This window comes from Pseudomonas sp. P1_F1_2 (assembly GCF_056405815.1).
Window position 1 is genome coordinate 14,685 of sequence record NZ_JBFUBK010000068.1, and the last position, 18,111, is coordinate 32,795.

23 protein-coding genes are annotated in these 18,111 nt (G+C 59.0%); 12 read left to right on the plus strand and 11 right to left on the minus strand.

The window, feature by feature from the left end:
• The first annotated feature begins 72 nt into the window (after positions 1 to 72).
• On the plus strand, positions 73 to 921 hold the full coding sequence (locus tag AC1D2P_RS19630) for a carbon-nitrogen hydrolase family protein (RefSeq protein WP_046026832.1): 849 nt from the start codon (positions 73 to 75) through the stop codon (positions 919 to 921).
• A gap of 18 nt (positions 922 to 939) precedes the next feature.
• A complete protein-coding gene (tldD, locus tag AC1D2P_RS19635; protein ID WP_046026831.1) occupies positions 940 to 2,382 on the plus strand; it encodes a metalloprotease TldD in 1,443 nt (480 codons plus the stop codon).
• A gap of 61 nt (positions 2,383 to 2,443) precedes the next feature.
• On the opposite strand, the gene yjgA is transcribed toward tldD, so the two are convergent.
• Positions 2,444 to 2,968 carry a ribosome biogenesis factor YjgA gene (gene yjgA, locus AC1D2P_RS19640; RefSeq protein WP_008026892.1) on the minus strand — a complete coding sequence of 175 codons (525 nt, stop codon included), beginning with the start codon at positions 2,966 to 2,968 and terminating at the stop codon, positions 2,444 to 2,446.
• A gap of 107 nt (positions 2,969 to 3,075) precedes the next feature.
• Between yjgA and pmbA the strand changes: the two genes are divergently transcribed.
• From pmbA to AC1D2P_RS19670, 6 genes are all read left to right on the plus strand, one after another.
• Entirely contained in the window at positions 3,076 to 4,422 is a 1,347-nt protein-coding gene (pmbA, locus tag AC1D2P_RS19645) for a metalloprotease PmbA (RefSeq protein WP_477757725.1), read from the plus strand.
• Positions 4,423 to 4,557: 135 nt separating this feature from the next.
• The gene (locus tag AC1D2P_RS19650) at positions 4,558 to 4,965 is read left to right on the plus strand and encodes a hypothetical protein (protein WP_046026829.1); all 408 of its coding nucleotides are present in this window, start codon (positions 4,558 to 4,560) and stop codon (positions 4,963 to 4,965) included.
• Positions 4,946 to 6,322 (plus strand): class II fumarate hydratase, encoded by a 1,377-nt coding sequence (locus AC1D2P_RS19655; protein ID WP_477757726.1) that lies wholly within the window; start codon positions 4,946 to 4,948, stop codon positions 6,320 to 6,322. The genes AC1D2P_RS19650 and AC1D2P_RS19655 overlap by 20 nt, the downstream gene beginning before the upstream one ends.
• A gap of 27 nt (positions 6,323 to 6,349) precedes the next feature.
• Entirely contained in the window at positions 6,350 to 6,778 is a 429-nt protein-coding gene (locus AC1D2P_RS19660; protein WP_477757727.1) for a hypothetical protein, read from the plus strand.
• Position 6,779: 1 nt separating this feature from the next.
• Complete coding sequence (locus AC1D2P_RS19665) at positions 6,780 to 7,391, plus strand: superoxide dismutase (protein WP_477811552.1); 612 nt, start codon at positions 6,780 to 6,782, stop codon at positions 7,389 to 7,391.
• A 30-nt stretch (positions 7,392 to 7,421) separates the two neighbouring features.
• A complete protein-coding gene (locus AC1D2P_RS19670; RefSeq protein ID WP_046026825.1) occupies positions 7,422 to 8,315 on the plus strand; it encodes a ZIP family metal transporter in 894 nt (297 codons plus the stop codon).
• 8 nt (positions 8,316 to 8,323) lie between these two features.
• Here AC1D2P_RS19670 and AC1D2P_RS19675 read toward each other — a convergent pair whose 3' ends face one another.
• The 10 genes from AC1D2P_RS19675 to AC1D2P_RS19720 form a co-directional block, all read right to left on the minus strand.
• Complete coding sequence (locus AC1D2P_RS19675) at positions 8,324 to 8,599, minus strand: HPr family phosphocarrier protein (RefSeq protein ID WP_223523727.1); 276 nt, start codon at positions 8,597 to 8,599, stop codon at positions 8,324 to 8,326.
• A 15-nt stretch (positions 8,600 to 8,614) separates the two neighbouring features.
• Positions 8,615 to 9,472: an RNase adapter RapZ gene (gene rapZ, locus AC1D2P_RS19680; RefSeq protein WP_109787869.1), complete on the minus strand. Its 858-nt coding sequence runs from the start codon at positions 9,470 to 9,472 to the stop codon at positions 8,615 to 8,617.
• 2 nt (positions 9,473 to 9,474) lie between these two features.
• Positions 9,475 to 9,939 carry a PTS IIA-like nitrogen regulatory protein PtsN gene (gene ptsN, locus AC1D2P_RS19685; protein WP_046026822.1) on the minus strand — a complete coding sequence of 155 codons (465 nt, stop codon included), beginning with the start codon at positions 9,937 to 9,939 and terminating at the stop codon, positions 9,475 to 9,477.
• 12 nt (positions 9,940 to 9,951) lie between these two features.
• Positions 9,952 to 10,260: a ribosome hibernation-promoting factor, HPF/YfiA family gene (gene hpf / locus AC1D2P_RS19690; RefSeq protein ID WP_046026821.1), complete on the minus strand. Its 309-nt coding sequence runs from the start codon at positions 10,258 to 10,260 to the stop codon at positions 9,952 to 9,954.
• A 74-nt stretch (positions 10,261 to 10,334) separates the two neighbouring features.
• Positions 10,335 to 11,828: an RNA polymerase factor sigma-54 gene (locus AC1D2P_RS19695; RefSeq protein ID WP_109787870.1), complete on the minus strand. Its 1,494-nt coding sequence runs from the start codon at positions 11,826 to 11,828 to the stop codon at positions 10,335 to 10,337.
• A gap of 186 nt (positions 11,829 to 12,014) precedes the next feature.
• A complete protein-coding gene (lptB, locus tag AC1D2P_RS19700) occupies positions 12,015 to 12,740 on the minus strand; it encodes an LPS export ABC transporter ATP-binding protein (RefSeq protein WP_045061453.1) in 726 nt (241 codons plus the stop codon).
• On the minus strand, positions 12,740 to 13,288 hold the full coding sequence (gene lptA, locus AC1D2P_RS19705; protein WP_046026819.1) for a lipopolysaccharide transport periplasmic protein LptA: 549 nt from the start codon (positions 13,286 to 13,288) through the stop codon (positions 12,740 to 12,742). The genes lptB and lptA overlap by 1 nt, the downstream gene beginning before the upstream one ends.
• Complete coding sequence (lptC, locus tag AC1D2P_RS19710; protein ID WP_477811553.1) at positions 13,275 to 13,847, minus strand: LPS export ABC transporter periplasmic protein LptC; 573 nt, start codon at positions 13,845 to 13,847, stop codon at positions 13,275 to 13,277. The genes lptA and lptC overlap by 14 nt, the downstream gene beginning before the upstream one ends.
• Before the next feature lie 7 nt (positions 13,848 to 13,854).
• Entirely contained in the window at positions 13,855 to 14,379 is a 525-nt protein-coding gene (locus AC1D2P_RS19715) for a KdsC family phosphatase (protein WP_046026817.1), read from the minus strand.
• On the minus strand, positions 14,379 to 15,353 hold the full coding sequence (locus AC1D2P_RS19720; protein WP_007942750.1) for a KpsF/GutQ family sugar-phosphate isomerase: 975 nt from the start codon (positions 15,351 to 15,353) through the stop codon (positions 14,379 to 14,381). The genes AC1D2P_RS19715 and AC1D2P_RS19720 overlap by 1 nt, the downstream gene beginning before the upstream one ends.
• A 266-nt stretch (positions 15,354 to 15,619) precedes the next feature.
• Here AC1D2P_RS19720 and AC1D2P_RS19725 point away from each other — a divergent pair, with 266 nt between their 5' ends.
• The 4 genes from AC1D2P_RS19725 to AC1D2P_RS19740 form a co-directional block, all read left to right on the plus strand.
• Positions 15,620 to 16,429 carry an ATP-binding cassette domain-containing protein gene (locus AC1D2P_RS19725; protein ID WP_109787873.1) on the plus strand — a complete coding sequence of 270 codons (810 nt, stop codon included), beginning with the start codon at positions 15,620 to 15,622 and terminating at the stop codon, positions 16,427 to 16,429.
• Entirely contained in the window at positions 16,429 to 17,226 is a 798-nt protein-coding gene (mlaE, locus tag AC1D2P_RS19730; RefSeq protein ID WP_109787874.1) for a lipid asymmetry maintenance ABC transporter permease subunit MlaE, read from the plus strand. Before AC1D2P_RS19725 ends, mlaE begins: the two co-directional genes overlap by 1 nt.
• The gene (mlaD, locus tag AC1D2P_RS19735; RefSeq protein ID WP_046026814.1) at positions 17,226 to 17,693 is read left to right on the plus strand and encodes an outer membrane lipid asymmetry maintenance protein MlaD; all 468 of its coding nucleotides are present in this window, start codon (positions 17,226 to 17,228) and stop codon (positions 17,691 to 17,693) included. The genes mlaE and mlaD overlap by 1 nt, the downstream gene beginning before the upstream one ends.
• An 11-nt stretch (positions 17,694 to 17,704) precedes the next feature.
• A partial coding sequence (locus AC1D2P_RS19740) for an MlaC/ttg2D family ABC transporter substrate-binding protein (protein ID WP_477811554.1) occupies positions 17,705 to 18,111 on the plus strand: 407 nt, incomplete at its 3' end.

Genomic DNA, 18,111 nt, shown 5'->3' on the forward strand with positions numbered 1-18,111 from the left:
CTGCTGCGCAGCCGGACGCAGGCTTCGCCAGCTGCTACAGGTTGGCGGACACTTCTCAAGTAAGGAAAGGCCATGTCTGTAGCGGTGATTCAAATGGTCAGCCAGAGCGATGTGCTGGCCAATCTGGCCCAGGCTCGCCGCCTGCTTGAGCAAGCGGCGGCCGGTGGCGCGCAACTGGCCGTGCTGCCGGAAAACTTCGCCGCGATGGGCCGTCGCGACATCGCCGATATCGGCCGCGCCGAGGCGTTGGGCGACGGGCCGATCCTGCCATGGTTGAAACAGACCGCCCTCGACCTCAAGTTATGGATAGTCGCCGGCACATTGCCGTTGCCGCCGGTGGATCAACCGACGGCGAAGGTGCATGCCTGTTCGCTGTTGGTGAATGACCATGGCGAAACGGTGGCGCGCTACGACAAGCTGCACTTGTTTGATGTGGACGTTGCGGACAATCGCGGGCGTTATCGCGAGTCCGATGACTATGCTTATGGCAGTGGCGTGGTGGTTGCGGATACGCCGGTCGGTCGAGTCGGCCTGACGGTGTGTTACGACCTGCGCTTCCCGGAGTTGTACAGCGAATTACGGGCTGCCGGGGCGGAATTAATTACCGCACCGTCGGCGTTTACCGCGGTGACCGGGGCGGCGCATTGGGATGTGCTGATTCGCGCCCGAGCCATCGAGACTCAATGTTATGTGCTGGCGGCCGCGCAGGGTGGGACTCATCCGGGGCCGCGAGAAACCTGGGGGCATGCCGCCATCGTCGACCCTTGGGGCCGGATACTGGCGCAACAGGATCAAGGCGAGGCCGTGCTGCTGGCCGAACGAGATAGCAGCGAACAGGCGTCCATCCGGGCGCGGATGCCGGTGTCCAGTCACCGGCGCTTTTTCTCGCAGGGCGCTCAGCGACCTGCCTCAGAACGATGAATTGAAGGCGTAAAGCATATGAGCGAGTTGTTGTCCTCAGTCAGTGAACACCTCCTGGCGCCCGGTGGCGTAACGATCGAGAGCTTGCAAGGCGTGCTCGGCGACCTGGCTGGCCCGGGTATCGATGCTGCCGACCTGTATTTCCAGGGGCAGATTTCCGAGTCCTGGGCGCTGGAAGACGGGATCGTCAAGGAAGGCAGCTTCAACCTCGACCAGGGCGTCGGCGTACGCGCGCAATCGGGTGAAAAGACCGGTTTTGCCTACAGCAATGCCATCACCCTGGAAGCCCTCGGTGCCGCGGCCCGTGCCGCGCGCTCAATCTCCCGCGCCGGGCAGAACGGCACGGTGCAGGCTTTCACGACCCAGGACGTCGCCCAGTTGTATGGGCCGGACAACCCGCTGGAAGTGATCAGCCGCGCCGAAAAAGTCGAACTCCTTAAACGCATCGATGCGGCTACTCGTGCTCTCGATCCGCGTATCCAGCAAGTCACTGTGAGCATGGCCGGTGTCTGGGAGCGGATTCTGGTGGCCTCTACTGACGGCGGCCTGGCTGCGGATGTACGGCCATTGGTGCGCTTCAATGTCAGTGTGATCGTCGAACAGAACGGTCGCCGCGAGCGTGGCGGTCATGGTGGCGGTGGTCGTACCGATTACCGTTATTTCCTCAGCGATGACCGCGCCATGGGTTACGCCCGTGAAGCATTGCGTCAGGCACTGGTCAACCTTGAAGCCATTCCGGCGCCGGCCGGTACGTTGCCGGTGGTGCTGGGTTCCGGCTGGTCTGGCGTGCTGCTGCACGAAGCGGTCGGCCATGGTCTGGAAGGTGACTTCAACCGCAAGGGCAGCTCTGCCTACAGCGGGCGCATGGGCGAAATGGTTGCGTCCAAACTGTGCACCATCGTCGATGACGGTACGTTGGCGGGCCGTCGAGGTTCCCTGAACGTCGACGACGAAGGCACCCCGACCGAGTGCACCACGCTGATCGAAAACGGCGTACTCAAAGGCTATATGCAGGACAAGCTCAATGCGCGTCTGATGGGCGTGGCTCGTACCGGCAACGGTCGTCGCGAATCTTATGCGCACCTGCCGATGCCGCGCATGACCAACACCTACATGCTGGCGGGCGAAAGCGATCCGGCAGAAATCATCGCCTCGGTGAAGCGCGGCATCTACTGCGCCAATCTCGGCGGCGGACAGGTGGACATCACCAGCGGCAAATTCGTGTTCTCGACCAGCGAGGCGTACCTGATCGAAGACGGCAAGATTACTGCCCCGGTCAAAGGCGCGACGTTGATCGGCAACGGGCCGGAAGCCATGAGCAAGGTGTCGATGGTCGGTAACGATCTGGCGCTGGACAGCGGCGTGGGTACGTGTGGCAAGGATGGGCAGTCGGTGCCGGTGGGTGTCGGCCAGCCAACGCTGAAAATCGATGCGATCACTGTGGGTGGCACAGGCGCATAAGTGGCTTTTGAGAAAAGAGAAGCTTCGGGTGAGCCGCTTGGCGACTCACCCGAGAAGGGACTTAACGCAGGCCGCGTTGAGTCTCGTCCAGCTCACGGATGTACTTGAAGATTTTACGGCTCGATGCCGGTGGCTTGTTGGTCGCCAGTTCGTGCTGGGCCTGACGGATCAGGGAGCGCAATTGCTGACGATCAGCTTCCGGGTAGTCGAGCACGAACTTCTCCAGGACTGCATCGTCGCCCGCGATCAAGCGATCGCGCCAGCGTTCCAGGCCATGGAAACGTTCGTTGTACTGCCGAGTGGAGGCATCGAGTTGATCGAGCAAGGTCAGAATGGCGTCAGTGTCCTGATCGCGCATCAGTTTACCGATGAACATGAGGTGCCGTTTACGCGCGATATTCGCGGTGTGCTTGGGGGCATCGCCCAGAGCCCGGCGCAAAGCGTCGGTCAACGGCAGTTTTGCCAGCAAGTCAGGCTTGAGTGTTGTAAGGCGCTCGCCAAGGTCAACCAGAGCATGAAGCTCACGTTTAACCTGGGATTTGCTTTTTTCTCCCGTATCGAGGGAGTCGTCGTAAGAATCAACCATGGTGGCCGTCCGCAAAGAAACGCCGCCATGATAACCAGTCGGGGGCCGCTTGTCCGGCCCGGTCGCTCGAAGGCCATACCGAAAGCAGAATTTGAGTGGAGAACAGCATGAGTGCAGTTGAAAGCGTCGGCCCACAAGCGTTGCCGGCACTGCAAGAACAAGTCGAGCAGATCATTGCTGAAGCCAAGCGTCAGGGCGCCAGTGCCTGCGAAGTCGCCGTGTCCCTGGAACAGGGCCTGTCGACGTCGGTGCGCCAGCGCGAGGTCGAAACCGTCGAGTTCAACCGCGATCAGGGCTTTGGCATCACCTTGTATGTCGGCCAGCGCAAGGGCTCGGCCAGCACCTCGGCCAGCGGCCCTGACGCCATTCGGGAAACCGTCGCGGCGGCGCTGGCCATCGCCAAGCACACGTCCGAAGACGAAGCCTCGGGCCTGGCCGATGCTGCGTTGATGGCCCGCGACCTGCAGGATTTCGACCTGTTCCACCAATGGGACATCACTCCGGAACAAGCCATCGAGCAAGCGCTGGCTTGCGAAGCCGCAGCGTTTGCCACCGATAGCCGGATCAAGAATGCCGACGGCACCACGCTCAGCACCCATCAGGGTTGCCGCGTGTACGGCAACAGTCATGGGTTTATCGGCAGCTACGCGTCGACCCGACACAGCTTGAGTTGCGTGATGATTGCCGAGGCCGATGGCCAGATGCAGCGCGATTACTGGTACGACGTAAACCGCCAGGGCAACTTGCTGACCGATCCGGCGATCATCGGTCAGCGTGCCGCGCAGCGGGCGGCGAGCCGTCTGGGCGCGCGTCCCGTACCGACCTGCGAAGTACCGGTGTTGTTTTCCGCTGAACTGGCCGGTGGTTTGTTCGGCAGCTTTCTCTCGGCCATTTCCGGCGGCAGTCTGTACCGCAAGTCGTCGTTCCTTGAAGGCACACTGGGGCAGAAGTTGTTTCCGGAGTGGTTGACCATCGATGAGCGTCCGCATTTGATGCGCGCCATGGGCAGTTCCGCGTTCGATGGCGACGGCCTGGCGACTTACGCCAAGCCGTTCGTCGAAAAGGGTGAGTTGGTGTCCTACATCCTCGGCACGTACTCCGGGCGCAAGCTCGGGATGCCGAGTACTGCCAACGCCGGCGGTGTGCACAACTTGTTTGTCACCCATGGCGATGAAGATCAGGCCGCGTTGCTGCGTCGCATGGGCCGTGGCCTGCTGGTCACAGAGCTGATGGGGCAGGGCCTGAACATGGTCACCGGCGATTACTCCCGTGGCGCAGCGGGTTACTGGGTCGAGAACGGCGAAATCCAGTTTGCCGTGCAGGAAGTGACCATCGCCGGCAACATGCGTGACATGTTCAAGCAGATCGTTGCGGTCGGTAATGATCTGGAATTGCGCAGCAACATTCGCACAGGTTCGGTGCTGATCGAACGCATGACGGTCGCGGGTAGCTAACGCTTAACCGTTACGCAAAAAGGCGCGTTACCCGGGTGCGGGAAACGCGCCTTTTTTGTGCCTCGATTTTATCGGGGTTGTTTTGGTTCTCATTATCATCTAATAATTAATCTCATTACCGAATGAGCCCGGATCATGAGTTCTGCCTTGCACGAGCAGCCTTACCTCGAAAGCTGGCGCTGGATGAGTCGCCAGATCCGTTGCGCCATGGACCCTGACGAACCACGCCTGATCGCCCATTACCTGGCTGAAGGCCGGTATTTGGCCTGTTGCACGGCAACGTCTCCCTGGACCATCGCCGAAACTTCCTTCCGTTTGTTACTCGACACTGCCGCCGATGTCGCGCTGCCCTGGCATTGGCGCACTTACTGCCTCGACCAGGCCTGGCGCCCGCTGCGTGAACTCGAACGCCTCTCTCTGTGCAAGTGCCGCCTCACGCGCTGGCAACGCTACACCTGGCAACTGGCGACCTGCGAGTTGCAGCCCTCGATTCCCCTCATAGAACTGGTGCAAGGATTTTCTGATGACCAAGACACGCATTGAACGCGACAGCATGGGCGAGCTTCAGGTCCCGGTGGATGCGCTCTATGGCGCGCAGACCCAACGGGCGGTGGATAACTTCCCGATCAGCGGCAAGCCGATGCCCGTGCAGTTCATCCGCGCGCTGATCCTGGCCAAAGCTGCCGCCGCCCGGGCCAACGTCGAGCTCAAGCAAATCAGCGAAGCTCAGGGCGGTGCCATTGTCGAGGCGGCATTGGGTCTGCTCAACGGCGATTTCATGCAGCACTTCCCGGTGGACATCTTCCAGACTGGCTCGGGCACCAGCTCGAACATGAATGCCAACGAAGTGATCGCCACCCTGGCCAGCCGTGTACTCGGTGAGCCGGTGAACCCCAACGATCATGTCAATTGCGGCCAAAGCAGCAACGACATTATCCCGACGACGATCCATGTCAGCACAGCGCTGGCGTTGCATGAACAGCTGCTGCCGGCGCTGCTGCGTCTGGTGCAGGTGATCGAGCACAAGGCTGAGACCGTTCATCACCACATCAAAACCGGTCGCACTCATTTAATGGACGCGATGCCGGTGCGCATGAGCCAAGTGCTTAACGGATGGGCGCAGCAACTCAAAGCCAACATCGGTCATCTGCAAAACCTGCTGCCAAGCCTGCAATCCCTGGCGCAGGGCGGCACCGCGGTGGGCACCGGCATCAACGCGCATCCCGAGTTCGCCGCGCGTTTCAGTCAACAACTGAGCGAGCTGACCCACGTCCCATTCAAGCCCGGTACCGATCTGTTTGCGCTGATCGGCTCCCAGGACACGGCCGTTGCGGTCTCCGGGCAGCTCAAGGCGACGGCGGTGTCCTTGATGAAAATTGCCAACGACCTGCGCTGGATGAATTCCGGTCCGCTGGCCGGTCTGGGGGAGATCGAGCTCGAAGCCTTGCAGCCGGGCTCGTCGATCATGCCCGGCAAGGTCAACCCGGTGATCCCGGAAGCCACCGCGATGGTCGCCGCTCAGGTGATCGGCAACGACACCGTGATCACCATCGCCGGTCAGTCAGGCAATTTCGAACTGAACGTGATGCTGCCAATCATCGCCCAGAACCTGCTCAGCAGCATTGAATTGCTGGCCAACGCCAGCCATCTGCTGGGTGAAAAAGCGATCTCCAGCTTCAAGGTCAACGAAGCCAGACTCAAGGAAGCGCTGTCGCGCAATCCGATTCTGGTCACCGCACTCAACCCGATCATTGGTTACCAAAAAGCCGCCGAGATTGCCAAGAAGGCTTATCAGCAAGGTCGGCCGGTTATCGACGTGGCACTGGAACACACCGACCTGACCCGCAACCAGCTTGAGGTTTTGCTGGACCCGGAAAAACTCACCGCTGGCGGCGTGTAATCACTGCCACCGCTTTGGAGGCTCACCATGGAGCACTGGAAACGCACGATCGAAAGGGCTAATCACTGTTTCATGCTGGGCGAACTGGTCGATGCCCGCGAGGCTTACTTGCAGGCACTGGCCCTGGCTCAAGTGTTGTTTGAGCGTTGGGCGGATGCCGACGAAGCGGTGGCGGCTTGCGTGATTTCCCACCACAACCTGGCGGACCTGCATCTGCGGCTGAACCAGCCGGAGGAGAGCGCCGAGTATTTGTGTGCGATCCACCAACGGTTGTTGCAGACCCTGCAGGATCCGCGTCTGGCACCGACCCTGCGCGATGCTGCACTGCGCCAAAGCAGCAAAACCTATGTCGAACTGCTGAATTTCATCAGCGAGCACGGCGAGTACCCGCGCACCCATCGTTTGCTGCACAGCCCGGCAGTCGCCCCTGCGTCTTTACATCATGGAGTCCATTGAAATGGCTTTTACCTTGCCTGCCTTGCCATACGCCTATGACGCCCTGGAACCGCACATCGATGCGCAGACCATGGAAATCCATTACACCAAGCACCATCAGACCTACATCAACAACCTCAACGCCGCGGTTGAGGGCACGGAGTTCGCCGAGTGGTCAGTTGAGAAGCTGGTCGCCAGCGTCCGGCAGCTGCCGGAATCACTGCGCGCCGCCGTCATCAATCAGGGCGGTGGCCACGCGAACCATTCGCTGTTCTGGGAAGTGATGGCACCTCACGGCGGCGGCAATCCCGAAGGTGCACTGGCCAAGGCGATCGATGAGCATCTGGGTGGTCTGGACAGTTTCAAAGAGGCGTTCACCAAAGCGGCGCTGACCCGTTTCGGCAGTGGTTGGGCCTGGCTGAGTGTCACGCCACAAAAAACGCTGGTGGTGGAAAGCAGCGGCAACCAGGACAGTCCGCTGATGAACGRCAATACGCCGATTCTTGGTCTGGATGTGTGGGAACACGCCTATTACCTGCGCTATCAGAACCGCCGTCCGGAATACATCAATGCTTTCTACAACGTCATCAATTGGCCCGAAGTCGCTGCGCGCTATCAGGCCGCGCTGGTTTAAGTCCTCTATAAAAACAATCCAAGGCTGACTATGGGCACTGAAACACTGGCGATCGGAAGTGGGCGGATGTTTCGTTACGCGGTGGGATCGCTGTTACTGATGGCGGGTATGACGTTGTTGGTCGCCCACGGATTGGAGTGGCTGGATCTGGAGCCGAGACTGTCGCGGGCGTTGCAGGGCGGTGCGATCTGCGCGCTCGGCACCGCGCTCGGTGCGGTGCCGGTGCTGGTCATTCGGCGCATGCCCCAGGCGCTCAGTGACACATTGCTGGGGTTTGGTGCCGGCGTGATGCTGGCGGCGACGGCATTTTCGCTGATCGTGCCGGGCATTTCCGCCGCTGAAGGCCTCGGCCTGACGCCGTGGTCGGCCAGTGGACTGATCTGTTTCGGCATCATGCTCGGGGCGTTTGGTCTGTATCTAGTTGATCGCAAGGTGTCGAGCGCTTCACCGGAAATGCTCATCGGCACGCTTGAGCATCCGGTGATTCCGCCACGCATCTGGCTGTTCGTGTTTGCCATCATTGCCCATAACATCCCTGAAGGCATGGCCGTCGGCGTTTCTGCCGGCGGTGGCATGCCGGACGCGGACAGCCTGGCCATGGGCATCGCGCTGCAGGATGTGCCGGAAGGGCTGGTGATTGCGTTGGTGCTGGCTGGGGCAGGGATGTCGAGGATCAAGGCATTTCTGATGGGTGCGGCATCAGGCCTGGTCGAGCCGGTATTCGCGCTGTTGTGCGCGTGGCTGGTAAGCCTTGCCGAACTGTTGTTGCCTTTGGGATTGGCGTTGGCGGCGGGGGCGATGTTGTTGGTGGTGACCCACGAAGTGATCCCGGAGTCGCGACGCAATGGTCATGACAAACTCGCGAGCCTTGGCTTGTTGATCGGATTTTGTTTGATGATGGTGATGGATACGGCACTCGCCTAGACGAGTGCTTAACCACCTTCGCCGAAATAGTCATTGATCAAATCCACCAACGCCTGCAAGGCTTCATCAGCTTGCTCACCTTCGGTACTAAGGTGAATTATCGTTCCCTTGCCTGCGGCAAGCATCATCATCGCCATGATGCTTTTTCCGTCCACCATGGAATCGGGAGTACGTCCGACCCGGATCGTGCATTCCTTGAATTCACCGGCGACGCCAACAAATTTTGCAGAAGCGCGGGCATGCAGGCCCAGCTTGTTGATGATTTCAATTTCCAGAGCAGGCATCGCGATGTAGATCCTTTAGCTGAGGTCGCGGTGGCGGACCTGGACGTTCTTCAGGGATTGTTGCAGGACCTGGCCCAAGCGTTCGGTCAGGTAGACGGAGCGGTGATGCCCGCCGGTGCAGCCAATGGCGATGGTGACATAAGCACGATTGCTGGCAGCAAAGCGCGGCAACCACTTGAGCAAGTAGGTGGAAATGTCCTGGAACATCTCTTCGACGTCCGGTTGAGCCGCCAGGTACTCGGCCACCGGTTGATCAAGCCCGGACTGCGCTCGCAGTTCCGGCTTCCAGTAAGGGTTGGGCAGGCAGCGCACATCGAACACCAGGTCCGCGTCCACCGGCATGCCGCGCTTGAATCCGAAGGACTCGACCAGGAACGCGGTGGCGGCTTCCGGCTGGTTCAGCAGGCGCAGCTTGATGGTGTCGCGTAGCTGATACAGGTTCAGGTTGGTCGTGTTGATTTTGAGATCGGCCAGGTCGGCAATGGGGCCCAGCAGATTGCTTTCGTCCTCGATCGCCTCGGCCAACGAGCGATTGGCGGTGCTCAGCGGGTGACGACGGCGGGTCTCGGAAAACCGCTTGAGCAAGGTTTCTACGTCGGCGTCCAGGTACAGCACATCGCATTTGATATGCCGGCTACGGACTTCCTCGAGTAACTCGGGAAACCGCGAAAGATGGCTCGGCAGATTGCGCGCATCGATAGATACGGCGACCAGTGGTTGCGACAATTCGGTATGAATCAACGCACGCTCGGCCAGTTCCGGCAGCAGTCCGGCGGGCAGGTTGTCGATGCAGTAGTAGCCGTTATCCTCGAGAACATCGAGTACGGTGCTTTTACCCGAGCCGGAGCGGCCGCTGACGATGATCAAGCGCATGATTACTGACCGTTTTGCTCTTCCAGAACAACCTTATACAAGGCTTCGTTGCTCGGAGCACTACGCAGTTTTTCCCGCACTTCCTTGCGATCAAGCATGCTGGCTATTTGACGAAGCAATTCAAGGTGCGCATCGGTGGCGGCTTCCGGGACCAGCAGTACGAACAGCAGGTCAACCGGGGCCCCGTCGATGGCATCGAAATCGATGGGCGCGTCAAGGTGCATCAAGGCGCTGATGGGCGAGATGCAGCCCTTCAGACGGCAGTGGGGGATGGCGATGCCGTTACCAAAACCGGTCGAGCCGAGTTTTTCACGGGCGATCAATGCTTCGAAGACATCTTGCATCTCCAGATCCGGCACTTCCCGGGCGATCAGGTTGGCAATTTGCTCGAGGGCTTTCTTTTTACTGCCGCCCGGCACGTTCACGAGGGAACGGCCGGGGGTCAGGATGTTTTCAAGTCGGATCATGGGTTGGGAGTGTTAACGACCGGTTGCACCCTGGAGGAGGCTCTGGGTCTTTTCCTTATGCTTTTTGAGTTGTTTATCCAGCTTGTCGGTCAGTGAATCGATCGCTGCGTACATGTCGGTATGTTCCGCGTTGGCGACCACTTCATTGCCGGGAATATGCAGGGTGGCTTCGATTTTCTGCTTCAGCTTCTCGACGGTCATCGTGACCTGCACGTTGGTGATCTTGTCGAAATGCCGCTCTAATCGTTCGAGTTTTTCGCCGATGTAGGTGCGCAGGGGTTCGGTCACTTCCAGTTGGTGTCCACTGATGTTGACTTGCATACAGCTTCTCCTTCGTTGCCAGTGCATAAAGCGGCAGGCAGAAATGCCTGCCACTGGAACGCTGTGGCGTGGCCCTACATCAACCGCTTACGTTCGCTCGAAGGCGCGATCCCCAGGGATTCGCGATACTTGGCGACGGTGCGGCGAGCCACCTGAATGCCTTGTGCCTCCAGTAAACCAGCGATCTTGCTGTCACTCAACGGCTTTTTCTGATTTTCCGCGGCAACCAGTTTTTTGATGATCGCGCGAATCGCTGTGGACGAGCATTCACCGCCTTCGGAGGTACTTACGTGGCTGGAGAAAAAGTATTTCAACTCATAAATGCCCCGAGGGGTATGCATGAATTTTTGCGTGGTTACCCGTGAAATCGTCGATTCGTGCATGCCCACCGCTTCGGCAATGTCATGCAGGACCAAAGGCTTCATGGCTTCGTCGCCGTATTCCAGGAAACCGCGCTGATGCTCGACGATCTGGGTGGCAACTTTCATCAAGGTTTCATTGCGGCTTTGCAGGCTCTTGATGAACCAGCGGGCCTCTTGCAGCTGATTGCGCATGAAGGTGTTGTCAGCGCTGGTGTCGGCACGGCGGACAAATCCGGCGTATTGCGCGTTGACCCGCAACTTTGGCACCGATTCCTGGTTGAGCTCTACCAGCCAGCGCTCGTTATCCTTGCGCACGATAACGTCAGGCACGACGTACTCGGCTTCGCTGGATTCGATCTGCGAGCCGGGACGCGGGTTGAGGCTCTGGACCAGTTCGATGACCTGGCGCAGTTCGTCTTCCTTGAGCTTCATGCGGCGCATCAACTGGCTGTAGTCGCGGCTGCCCAGCAGATCGATGTAGTCAGTGACCAGACGCTTGGCTTCGGCCAGCCAAGGCGTCTTGGCTGGCAGCTGGCGTAGTTGCAGCAGCAGGCATTCGCCCAGGTTGCGAGCGCCGATGCCGGCAGGCTCGAATTGCTGGATGCGGTGCAGGACGGCTTCGATTTCGTCCAGTTCGATGTCCAGTTCCGGATCGAAGGCTTCGAGGATTTCCTCGAGGGTTTCATCCAGATAGCCCTGATTGTTGATGCAGTCGATCAGGGTCACGGCGATCAGGCGATCGGTGTCGGACATCGGTGCCAGGTTCAGTTGCCACAACAGGTGGCTTTGCAGGCTCTCGCCGGCCGATGTGCGAGTGGTGAAATCCCATTCGTCGTCATCGTTGCTCGGCAGGCTGCTGGCGCTGGTCTGGTAAACGTCTTCCCATGCGGTATCGACCGGCAGTTCATTGGGAATGCGTTCGTTCCAGTCACCTTCCTCGAGGTTGTCCACCGTGGGGGCGGTTTCCTGATAGGAGGGTTCCTGAATGTCGGCGTTGGGTGGCTGCTCGGCTTTGTCGGCCAAGGGGTCGGCGTTGTCGAAGTCGTCGCCTTCTTCCTGGCGTTCGAGCATYGGATTGGACTCCAAAGCCTCCTGGATTTCCTGTTGCAGGTCCAGGGTCGACAATTGGAGCAGGCGGATGGCCTGTTGCAGCTGCGGTGTCATCGTCAGCTGCTGGCCCATTCTCAAGACTAGCGATGGTTTCATGGCAGGGGCTTAACACCTTATTCGCCGGCGCACATGCGCCATCCACTACAGGGCGCCGGAGCGCCAAACATAAGCAAATTATATGCCTGAAACTGAAGTGTTTGCCTAGAGCGCCGTAACAATAAAAAACACACTGCTGTGTTAATTGCGCCAGGAGCTCAGTCGACTAGCCAGACACCTCGATGCTTACAGGCGGAACTCATGGCCCAGATAGACTTCTTTCACCAGGTCGTTTGCAAGGATGGTGGCAGAGTCGCCCTCGGCGATCAGTTGGCCATCGTTGACGATGTACGCGGTTTCGCAGATATCCAGGGTTTCACGGACGTTGTGGTCCGTGATCAGCACGCCAATGCCCTTGGCCTTGAGGTGGTGGATAATCTGTTTGATGTCGCCGACCGAAATCGGGTCCACGCCGGCGAAAGGTTCGTCGAGCAGGATGAATTTCGGGTTAGTCGCCAGTGCCCGGGCAATTTCCACGCGGCGGCGTTCGCCACCCGACAGGCTCATACCAAGGTTGTCGCGGATGTGGCTGATATGGAATTCCTGCAGCAGGCTTTCCAGCTCTTTGCGACGTCCGGCCTTGTCGAGCTCCTTGCGGGTCTCGAGGATCGCCATGATGTTGTCGGCCACCGAAAGTTTGCGGAAGATCGACGCTTCTTGCGGCAGATAGCCGATACCGGCTTTCGCACGACCGTGCATGGGCTGGTGGCTGACGTCCAGGTCGTCGATCAGTACGCGCCCCTGATCGGCCTGTACAAGGCCGACAATCATGTAGAAGCAGGTGGTCTTGCCGGCGCCGTTAGGGCCCAGCAGGCCGACGATTTGACCGCTGTCGATCGACAGGCTGACATCGCGCACGACCTGGCGGCTCTTGTAGCTCTTGGCCAGATGCTGAGCTTTCAGAGTTGCCATTACTGGGCCTTTTGCTCGTCGGTTTTCTTCTTCGGCTGGATCACCATGTCGATACGCGGGCGCGCCTCAGTGACCTTGCTGCCCGTGGCGCGACCAGCGCTCGCAAGCTTTTTGGCCGTGTCGTAGACGATCTTCTCGCCTTGGGTGACGTTGTTGTCCTTGTCGACAACTTTTGCCTTGTCGATCAGCACGACACGGTTTTGCGAGGCGTGGTACTGGATGGTGACGCCCCAGCCCTGAACAGGCTTGGTGTCGCCCTGGGTTTGCAGTTGTTCGAAGTAAGCGAGGTTGCCCACCGAAGTCACCACGTCGATGTCGCCAGTCGGAGTGCGGGTCATGGTCACTTTGTTGCCGGTGACCTTCATCGTGCCCTGGGTGATGATTACGTCGCCCGTATAGGTGGCGATACCGTTCTTGTCGTCCAGTTGGGCGTCGTCGGCCTGTATGCGGATAGGCTGGGATTGGTCGGTCGGCAGAGCCCAGGCGCTCACGCTTCCCAGTGCTGCGCCCAGACTGAGCAAAATAGGGAGAGTTTTAACGAGCCTCATACTGTCCTCTTACGTTCGATAGCAGGTGTATCCTGCTTTCTTTCAAGTACGCTTTCATTCCGTTGCCTGTCGATACACCGCCAGCGCCGTCGATTCTAACGGGTTGGTCGGTCTGCGMATATTGTTRCTGCGGGAACACAGTCATACGGGTGGTGGTAATCAGGGTCCTGCGGTTTTTTTCGTCGAAACGGGTGATGCGTACCGAATCGATCAGCTCGACCTGAGTGCCGTCAGGGTTGACCTCTCCGTGCTCGCTCTGGACATGCCAGGGAAACTGGGTGCCGCGAAACATGTTCAGGTCGGGATTGGTCAGTAGCGTGACTTCGGACGCTTTCAGGTGTTCGACCTTGTCGGACGTCATTTCGTATTGCAATTTGCCGTCCGGCAGGAACTGCACGCTATGGGCGTTGAGCGCGTAATAGTCGATCGCGCTTTCATCGACCTTGACCACAGGTTTGTCGAGGAAGCGTTCCGGGCTGATGTTCCAGTAGCCGACTGCGGCGAACAGCGCCGCAATGCAACCGAACAACAGAATGTTGCGAAACTTTTTGCTTAGCATAATGGGCTCACAGGTACGCAGCGTTGGCCGCATCAAGGCGGCCCTGGGCACGCAGGATCAATTCGCAGAATTCGCGAGCGGCACCCTCACCACCACGGGCCTGGGTGATGCCGTGGGCGTGTTCTCGCACGAAGCTGGCTGCGTTGGCGACCGCCATGCCCAGGCCGACGCGGCGAATCACCGGTAGGTCTGGAAGGTCGTCGCCGAGGTAGGCCACTTGTTCATAGCTTAGATTGAGTTGGGCAAGCAGTTCGTCGAGCACCACCAGTTTGTCTTCACGACCCTGGTACAGGTGGGGAATGCCAAGATTCTTTGCGCGCCGCTCAACGACCGGGGTCTTGCGACCGCTAATGATAGCGGTCTGCACGCCGGCTGCCATCAACATCTTGATGCCTTGGCCGTCCAGTGTGTTGAACGTCTTGAATTCACTGCCGTCTTCAAGGAAATACAGGCGCCCGTCGGTCAGCACGCCATCGACGTCGAACACTGCCAGCTTGATCTGTTTGCCGCGTTGAAGCAGGTCCGAGCTCATTACATTACTCCCGCACGCAGCAAGTCGTGCATGTTCAAGGCGCCGACCGGACGGTCTTCGCTGTCGACCACGACCAGCGCGTTGATTTTGTGGTCTTCCATGATTTTCAGGGCTTCGGCGGCGAGCATCTCTGCGCGGGCAGTCTTGCCGTGGGCGGTCATGACCTGATCGATGGTAGCGCTATGGATATCGATGCTGCGGTCCAGCGTGCGGCGCAAGTCACCGTCGGTGAAGATCCCGGCCAGCTTGCCGTCCGCTTCCAGAATCACGGTCATGCCCAGGCCTTTGCGGGTCATTTCCATCAAGGCGTCCTTGAGCAAGGTGCCGCGTTGAACCTGTGGCAGCTCTTGTCCGGCGTGCATGACATTTTCCACTTTCAGCAGCAAACGTCGACCCAGCGCGCCACCCGGGTGGGAAAAGGCGAAGTCTTCAGCGGTAAAGCCGCGAGCTTCCAGCAATGCAACGGCCAGGGCATCGCCCATGACCAGCGCGGCGGTGGTGGAGGAGGTCGGTGCCAGATTCAGCGGGCAGGCCTCGTGTTCGACGTGAACATTGAGGTTGACCTCGGCAGCCTTGGCCAGCGGTGAATCCGGGTTGCCGGTCACGCTGATCAATTGGATGCCCAGACGCTTGATCAGGGGCAGCAGGGTGACGATTTCGTTGGTGGAGCCGGAGTTCGACAGGGCCAGGATGATGTCGTCGCGCGTGATCATGCCCATGTCGCCATGGCTGGCTTCGGCCGGATGCACGAAAAAAGCCGTGGTGCCGGTGCTGGCCAGGGTGGCGGCGATCTTGTTGCCGATGTGCCCTGATTTGCCCATGCCGACCACTACCACGCGGCCTTTGCTGGCCAGAATCATCTCGCAAGCGCGTACGAAATCAGCGTCGATATGGGGCAGCAAGCCTTCTACGGCTTCCAGTTCGAGGCGGATGGTGCGTTGTGCTGATTGAATCAGGTCGCTGGATTGGCTCATGTCAGAAATCGTATAGCCTGATGAAAAGGCGGCGATTATAGCGGTAATGATCAAAACCCTCACGCAAGTTCGTCACGCTTTGTCATTCCCGCTTGCCGAATACCCTCTAAACGAGGCTTTTTGCCACAAGATGGTCTGGCTTGGGCCTTTGGCGCTTGGCCTTTGCAGTGATATAGTTCGCCGCCAGTTCGGCCTGCCCGGGGAGGTATGTGCTTTCGTCAGAGAGCCAGGCGTCCGAGTGAGAGGCTGCATCGCAAGGAGTTTAGATGAGTGCCGATAACGCCTACGCGGTCGAGCTGAAGGGACTGTCCTTCAAGCGCGGAACGCGCAGCATTTTCAATAACGTCGATATCCGTATCCCGCGCGGCAAGGTCACCGGCATCATGGGGCCTTCCGGGTGTGGCAAAACCACGCTGCTGCGATTGATGGGCGCACAATTGCGTCCATCAAAGGGCGAAGTCTGGGTCAACGGCCAGAACCTGCCCAAGTTGTCGCGCAGTGATCTGTTCGATGCGCGCAAGCACATGGGGGTGCTGTTCCAGAGCGGCGCCCTGTTTACCGACCTCGATGTGTTCGAGAACGTCGCCTTCCCGCTGCGCGTTCATACCGAGCTGCCGGAAGAAATGATCCGCGACATCGTCCTGCTTAAATTGCAGGCCGTGGGCTTGCGTGGCGCCATCGACCTGATGCCTGACGAGTTGTCCGGCGGCATGAAGCGTCGTGTCGCGCTCGCCCGGGCGATTGCTCTCGATCCGCAGATTCTCATGTATGACGAGCCATTTGTCGGCCAGGATCCTATCGCCATGGGGGTGCTGGTGCGTCTGATCCGTCTGCTTAACGATGCCCTGGGCATCACCAGTATCGTGGTGTCCCACGATCTGGCCGAGACAGCGAGCATCGCCGACTATATCTATGTCGTCGGCGAAGGTCAGGTATTGGGGCAGGGGACTCCCGAGGAGCTGATGAACTCCCAGGAACCACGGATCCGCCAATTCATGACCGGTGAACCTGACGGCCCTGTTGCATACCACTTTCCAGCGACGGACTACCGCGCAGATCTTCTGGGGAAGCGTTGATGCGCAAGATTTCATTAATAGAACGCGTGCGCCGGTTCGGCCACTCTGCCATCGACGCACTGGCGGTGTTCGGACGTTCGACGATTTTCCTGTTTCATGCCTTGCTCGGTCGCGGTGGCATCGGCGGCGGTTTTGGCCTGCTGATCAAGCAGTTGCATTCCGTTGGCGTGATGTCCCTGGTGATCATTGTGGTCTCCGGGGTGTTCATCGGGATGGTGCTAGCGCTGCAGGGCTTCAATATCCTGTCCAGCTACGGCTCGGAACAGGCGGTGGGGCAGATGGTCGCGCTGACGCTGTTGCGTGAGTTGGGACCGGTCGTGACGGCCTTGTTGTTCGCCGGGCGTGCCGGTTCGGCGCTAACGGCCGAAATCGGCAACATGAAGTCCACCGAGCAGCTGTCCAGTCTGGAAATGATTGGTGTCGACCCGCTCAAATACATCGTTGCCCCGCGCCTGTGGGCCGGCTTCATTTCTCTGCCGGTGCTGGCGATGATTTTCAGCGTGGTGGGTATCTGGGGTGGTTCGTGGGTGGCCGTCGACTGGCTGGGCGTCTATGAAGGTTCCTACTGGTCGAACATGCAAAACAGCGTGACGTTCACTGACGATGTGCTCAATGGCATCATCAAAAGCATCGTCTTCGCGTTCGTCGTGACCTGGATCGCCGTATTCCAAGGCTATGACTGTGAGCCCACTTCCGAGGGGATCAGTCGTGCCACTACCAAGACCGTGGTGTATGCCTCTTTGGCAGTGCTCGGCCTGGACTTTATTCTGACCGCCTTGATGTTTGGAGATTTCTGATGCAAAACCGCACCCTGGAAATCGGTGTCGGCCTTTTCTTGCTGGCTGGCATCCTGGCTTTGCTGTTGCTGGCTTTGCGGGTCAGTGGCCTGTCCCCGAGCCCGAGCACCGACACGTATAAACTTTATGCATACTTCGACAATATCGCCGGTTTGACGGTCAGAGCTAAAGTGACCATGGCCGGTGTGACCATCGGCAAGGTCACGGCGATCGATCTGGACCGCGACAGCTTCACCGGTCGGGTGACCATGCAACTGGAAAAGCGCGTAGATAACCTGCCGGCTGACTCCACTGCATCTATCCTGACGGCTGGCTTGTTGGGCGAGAAGTACATCGGTATCAGCGTGGGCGGCGAAGAAGCCTTGCTCAAGGATGGYGGRACCATCCATGACACCCAGTCGTCGCTGGTACTSGAAGACCTGATCGGKAAATTCCTGCTCAATACCGTYAGTAAAGACGCCAAATGAGGAGCTTTTGAATGATCTCTACCTTGCGACGTGGCCTGTTGGTATTACTCGCGGCGATGCCGTTGGTGGCTAACGCCGTGGCGGCGCCTTCCGCGCACGATCTGGTACAGGACACCACCACTCGGATGCTTGCCGATCTGTCGGCGAATAAAGAGAAGTACAAGCAGGACCCGCAGGATTTCTACACGGCGTTGAACACCATCGTCGGACCTGTGGTGGATGCCGAGGGTATTTCCAAGAGCATCATGACGGTCAAGTACTCGCGCAAAGCCACACCGGCACAGATGAAAACCTTCGAAGAAAACTTCAAGAAGGGCCTGTTCCAGTTTTATGGCAATGCTTTGCTCGAATACAACAACCAGGGCATCACCGTCGATCCTGCCAAGGACGAGTCGGGTGACCGCACCAGTGTTGGCAT